Origin of the sequence: uncultured Gimesia sp. (assembly GCF_937919775.1) — a bacterium.
Classification (GTDB): domain Bacteria; phylum Planctomycetota; class Planctomycetia; order Planctomycetales; family Planctomycetaceae; genus Gimesia.
Genome location: NZ_CALFPF010000232.1, coordinates 1 through 6,007, shown reverse-complemented (window position 1 = coordinate 6,007; position 6,007 = coordinate 1). Strand labels below are relative to the sequence as shown.

At 53.8% G+C, this 6,007-nt stretch carries 3 protein-coding genes; 1 reads left to right on the top strand and 2 read right to left on the bottom strand.

Going from position 1 to position 6,007, the window contains the following annotated elements:
* Positions 1 to 137 precede the first annotated feature (137 nt).
* Together Q0294_RS06080 and Q0294_RS06075 are read right to left on the bottom strand one after the other, a co-directional pair.
* Positions 138 to 797, bottom strand: a complete 660-nt coding sequence (locus Q0294_RS06080) for a hypothetical protein (RefSeq protein WP_299461950.1) — start codon at positions 795 to 797, stop codon at positions 138 to 140.
* Positions 798 to 951: 154 nt separating this feature from the next.
* Entirely contained in the window at positions 952 to 2,232 is a 1,281-nt protein-coding gene (locus tag Q0294_RS06075; RefSeq protein WP_299461948.1) for a glucose-1-phosphate adenylyltransferase, read from the bottom strand.
* A gap of 321 nt (positions 2,233 to 2,553) precedes the next feature.
* On the opposite strand from Q0294_RS06075, the gene Q0294_RS06070 reads away from it, so the two are divergent.
* Complete coding sequence (locus Q0294_RS06070) at positions 2,554 to 5,904, top strand: PVC-type heme-binding CxxCH protein (RefSeq protein WP_299461946.1); 3,351 nt, start codon at positions 2,554 to 2,556, stop codon at positions 5,902 to 5,904.
* Positions 5,905 to 6,007 lie beyond the last annotated feature (103 nt).

The window sequence follows — 6,007 nt, the reverse complement described above, 5'->3', positions numbered from 1 at the left end:
GCTTCTTTATCTTCGTTTTTCTTTTCTTCTGCGGCTTCTACTTTTTTCTTGGAAGCATCGTACTGTTGCTTGAGTTCCGCTATTTCTTTATTATATTTTTTTAGCCGCTCGGCATACTCCATAATATGGGCAACACGTTATTTTGCCTGGTCTGTCTGGATTAAAAAACCTGCAACGGTTAACTCATCCAGCATTTCCGACTCTCTGGGAAGAAATTTGACGACCTGAAGGTAGACTTTTAATGGTTCATTTTCCTGCTCTCTGAGATAGAGTCGGATATTGTTATCTGTGAATTTTGAACGAGGCCCCTCATGGTGTGTACTATTCATACACTCTCGATAAGTGTCATCTAATTGTGATATCCATGTAAAAAAAGAACGCAGATAATCCTGTTCAGAAACCGGTTCTATCGTCACATCAATCCAATTCCATTTATTTTCCACGCGACGGATGACTTTTAATTTTAGCTCATCTTTGTAGATAATTTTTTGCAGGAGCTTGTCTCCCTCATCAAATGATCTGAGCGTTTTTCCATTCACCGCAATGATCAAATCATCGTCCTTCAAACCTGCTACACCGGCACGAAAACTTTTATAGAGTGAGTCGACGATCAGCGCATTGGCCGTCTTGAGCGGAAAAGAGGGAATCTCTGCCCCCTCTTCCCGCAACGCTTTTTTGTACTCATAAACTTTGATTGTTTTAAAACCCAGCTCTTCATATTCCTGGGAGGGGGGATCCGCAGCCGTTGCTGATCCACTGAGGAGATTCAATAGCACAAGAATTACGGGAAAACGCATGATTCACTCCTGTCAGCAGGGGAGTCTCTAAAAGATCGATCTCTATCCACAACCTCAATATATATACATGCGACCATTTTTCAAGCAACTATGTAAAAAAAAACAGCCCCGAAAGGCTGCTTTTCTGATTTACGGATTGAACTGCCAGTTACTGTTACAACTTCCACCCGTCCGGCAGGACGGTCCCTTTCGGCACCACGATGATGCCGTCGCGGATCAGGACGTCGGTGTGGTCGAAGTCCTGTTCGGTGTGGCCGTTGGGTTCGATGCGGACGTTTTTTCCCACGCGGCAGTTTTTATCCACAATCGCACCGTCGATATAAGCGCCGTCATCGATGCCGAACGGAGGCAGGCTGTCGTCGACCGCCTCTTTACACTGGTCCTGATAATAGTCGGAACCCATTACGATCGAGTTTTTGATCGTCACATTCTTGCCGATCCGGCAGCGCAGGCCGATCACGCTGTTTTCAATCACGGCCCCTTCGTCGATTTCACAACCGTCGGCGATCAGGCTGCGTTTGATCGTCACCCCTTCGCAGCGCGTCGGCGGCAGAAAACGGGGACGCGAATAAATGGGGGACTTCTCGACCACAAAATCGAACGGCGGGTTCGGATTCGCCAGCGCCAGGTTCGCATCGTAGAACGAACGGATCGTGCCGATGTCTTCCCAGTAACCGTCGAACAGATGCGCGTGTACCTTGTGCGTGCGAATCGACATCGGAAAGATTTCGCGGCCGAAGTCTTCGTAGGTCGTCTTCTTCAACAGATTCACCAGCAGATCGCGGTTGAACAGATAAATGCCCATGCTGGCCAGACAGTCGCGGCCTTTACTTTCGATGCCCTGCTGATCAATCCATTCCGACGGCGTACGCACCATCGACAGTTCTTCTTCGGTCTGCGGTTTTTCCAGGAACCCTTTGACGCGCCCCGTATCGTCCACGCGCATAATTCCGAACGCGGAGGCCTGCTCGCTCGAAAGCGGAACGGTGGCAATCGTGACATCGGCTTTCGATTCGATGTGCGTCTGCAGCATCTCCTGATAGTCCATGCGGTATAACTGGTCGCCGGAGAGAATCAGCACGTAGTCGATGTCGGACTGTTCAATGCAGCGGATATTCTTGCGGACGGCGTCGGCGGTTCCCTGATACCAGTCGGTCCCTTCCATCGTCTGCTGGGCCGCCAGAATTTCCACAAAGCCGCCTCCGAAGGAATCGAACTTGTAGGTCTGACGAATATGCCGGTGCAGACTGACCGAGTTGAACTGCGTGAGCAGATAGATGCGGCTCAGTTCGCTGTTGATGCAGTTCGAAATCGGAATATCGATCAAACGATATTTGCCTGCCAGCGGAACGGCGGGTTTGGAGCGATACTGTGTAAGTGGAAACAGACGTGTGCCCTTTCCTCCGCCGAGGATGAGGCTGACTACATTCTTCATTGAGCGACCCGATTCTAGTGCGCTGTGCACCCTGTGACATAAGACGTATATTTTTTAAGCAAACTTAAAGAACAGCCAGCCCGCTGCTCTGAGTGTCTTTCCTATATCATTCATGGTACTCAGATTTCACTGCTCAAGCCAGTTTATAAAGACAACTACTCTGCCGGCTCGTGAAATAATTATGCCGGAGTCAAATCTGTATTGATCAGGTAACTTAGGAGAATTCCAGACTGTGAACTGCTTAAAGGGAGCGTTAAGATATGATAAATTCTTCATCTATCCCGATTTTGATACATCATAGTCTCGCCGAGGAGTGTCACCTTGTTCCCTGTCCACTGTCTGAAACTGTTGTCGTTTGATCATCGTTGTCTGTTTTCCCTCTGCGTTTGTCTGCTGCCGCTGATAACCTCTCAACCGAGTTTCGCTGAAACGCCTTACACACCGGCCATCGCAGAGGCGTCCAAAGAAGGCGAACAGGCGATTCAGGGTTTTCGAGTGCCGCAGGGAATGACCGTCAGTCTGTTTGCCGCGGAACCTCTGCTGGCGAATCCGGTCGCCTTCTGCATCGACGAACAAGGGCGGTTTTACGTGGCGGAAACCTTTCGTCAGGGAAAAGGGGTCGAGGACAATCGCAGCCACATGAACTGGCTGAACGATGATCTGGCAGCCGAGACCCTGGAAGATCGGCTGGCGTACTTCAGGAAACATCTGAAAGACGAAGTCAAACAGTACGGGCTCGAGCACGACCGCATCCGCCTGGTGGAAGACCGCGATCACGACGGCAAAGCCGACCATGCGAGTGTCTTCGCGGACGGCTTCAACGGCATTCTGGAGGGGACAGGTGCCGGCGTGCTGGCGCGCGGGGGTTACGTTTATTACACGTGTATTCCGCACGTCTGGAAACTGAGCGACACCGCCCACGAAGGCAAAGCGACACTGCGGGAAAAACTGAGTAGCGGTTACGGTGTGCGGGTCGCCTTTCGCGGTCACGACCTGCACGGCTTGAAGCTGGGCCCCGACGGGCGGCTCTATTTCAGCATCGGCGACCGGGGATACAACATTGAAACCAAAGAAGGCAAACATCTGTTTCGCCCGGACACGGGAGCCGTCTTCCGCTGTAACCTGGACGGAACCGAGCTGGAAGAATTCGCCTACGGCCTGCGCAATCCGCAGGAACTGACGTTTGACGATTTTGGCAATCTCTTCACCGGCGATAACAATTCCGACAGTAGCGACAAAGCCCGCTGGGTGTATGTCGTCGAAGGAGGCGACACCGGCTGGCGGATGTATTATCAGTACCTCAGCGATCGCGGCCCGTTCAACCGGGAAAAGATCTGGCATCCCGCGCACGAGGGACAGCCGGCCTACATGGTGCCCCCGGTGATCAATCTCGCCGACGGTCCTTCCGGGCTCGTGCATTATCCGGGCGTCGGTCTGTCGGATCGTTACAAAGACCATTTTTTCCTGGCCGACTTCCGAGGCACGCCGTCCCAGAGCGGCATTCGTTCGTTCGCCGTCAAACCCAAAGGGGCTTCCTTCGAGCTGACCGATTCGCATGAATTCCTCTGGCAGATTCTGGCCACCGATGTCGATTTCGGCTACGACGGCAGTCTGTATGTCAGCGACTGGGTCAACGGCTGGAACGGTCTGGGCAAAGGCCGCATCTATCGCTTTACCGATACCGAACACGCCAAAGCCGCCACGAAAGCACATTCCGCGGAGATCATGAAAGAGGGCTTCTCACAGCGCTCGAAGGAAGAACTCGCCAAGCTGCTGGCTCATCCGGATCAGCGCATCCGCATGGAAGCCCAGTTCGCACTCGTCGATCAGCACGCGCTGGACGCATTACAGAGTGTGGCCCTCGATTCCAAAGATCCACTCGCGCGGCTGCACGCGATCTGGGGCGTCGGTCAACTGGGGCGTAAAACCGGTTCCGCTGTTTCCGGGATTCAAAGTCTGCTCAACGACGCCGACAGTGAAGTCCGCGGCCAGACGGCGAAAGTGACCGGCGAAGCGGGCTGGAAAGCGGCAGTGCCGACACTCATCGAATTGACTTCCGATCCCAATGCCCGCGTACAATACTTCGCGGCGCTGGCACTCGGAAAACTGCAGTCTGCGGACGCGATTCCCGCGCTGTTTGAACTGCTCAGGAAAAACAACAACGCCGACCCGATGCTCCGGCACGCGGCCATTCTAGCGCTGGCACGCATCGGAGATGCCGCGCAGTTGATCGCCGCTGCGAATCACGAATCGGCGGCGGTGCGTTTAGGAGCCGTCGTGGCGCTGCGACGCCTGCAGCGCAAAGAGGTCGGTCTGTTTTTACAGGACGCTGATCCGCTGGTCGTGCTCGAAGCGGCCCGTGCGATTAACGATGAACCGCTCCCCGCCGCTGTGCCCGATCTGGCCGCCGTTTCGATTCGGCCTGACATGTCAGACGCGTTACTGCGACGGGTGATGAATGCCAACTTCCGTCTGGGGGGTGCAGCGAATGCGGCAGCGGTCGCAAAGATTGCCGCTGATCAGAAAGTACCCGAAGCACTGCGGCTGGAAGCGGTTGAAGAGCTCAATCAATGGAATGAACCCGCGCCTCTGGATCGGGTGCTGGGCCGCTGGCAGCCGATTGCGAACCGGGCTCCGATTGAGTTGACCGGCATTGTCGGTCCTGTCGTGCCGGACCTGTTGCAAAGTTCAGAGAAAATCAAAACCGCCGGCACCGTGCTGGCAGCGAAATACGGCATCAAAGAAGCGGCGCCCCTGCTGGCGGAAATGGTCGTCGATACGAAACGCCCCGTAGACGTGCGCGTCGCGTCTTTGAATGCATTAGACAAACTCGGTTACTCGAAGATTACAGAAGTCGCGAAAACCGCGATCAAAGACAGCAAACCCGAGCTGCGGGTCACCGGCAGAAATATTCTGGCCCGACATCAGCCCGACGAAGCCATCCCCGCGCTGGAACAGGCCATCGACAAAGGACAGACGATTGAAAAACAGGGCGCCATCCAGACGCTGGCTGAAATGAAAACACCCGCCGCCACAGAAATTTTAGTCCGCTGGATGCAGCGGCTCGTCAAACAGGAAGTCCCCGTCGAAATTCAGTTAGACCTGTTGAAAGCGGCGCAGCAGAAGCAGTCGCCCGAACTGGATCAACTGCGGACGGCATTCGACCAGAGTCGCCCGCAGGAGGATGCGATTGGCGGCTACTTGGAAACGCTGGCAGGCGGGAACGCGGCCCGCGGACGTGAGATCTTTTTTGGACGCAGCGATACTTCGTGCCGCCGTTGTCACAAAATCGATAACAACGGAGGCGAGGTCGGCCCCGATCTGTCCGGTATCGGCATCGACAAAGACCGGCGTTATCTGCTGGAAGCCATCGTCGCTCCGAACAAAGCGATTGCCAAAGGATTTGAGACGGCGGTACTGGCGATGCTGGACGGTAAAGTCATCGTGGGGATTATTCGCAAAGAAACCGATGACCAGCTGGAACTGATGGATGCCAAGGGGACACTCATTCGTGTCGCCAAAGCAGACATTGATGAACGGGCCTCGGGAAAATCGGCCATGCCGGAAGAGATTGTCAAACAGCTCAGCAAAGACGATTTGCGGGATCTGGTGGAATTTTTAATCCAGCAAAAACAGAAACAGAAAGCCACCTCGAAAAAGCACGAGGGATAAAAATATTCTGATCCACTTTGAAAATTAATTATCGAATCGTATCCTTGTTTTGAGTGGGACTGCTGACTAAAATGAGGGCATAACAGATACGAGGAATATTCCT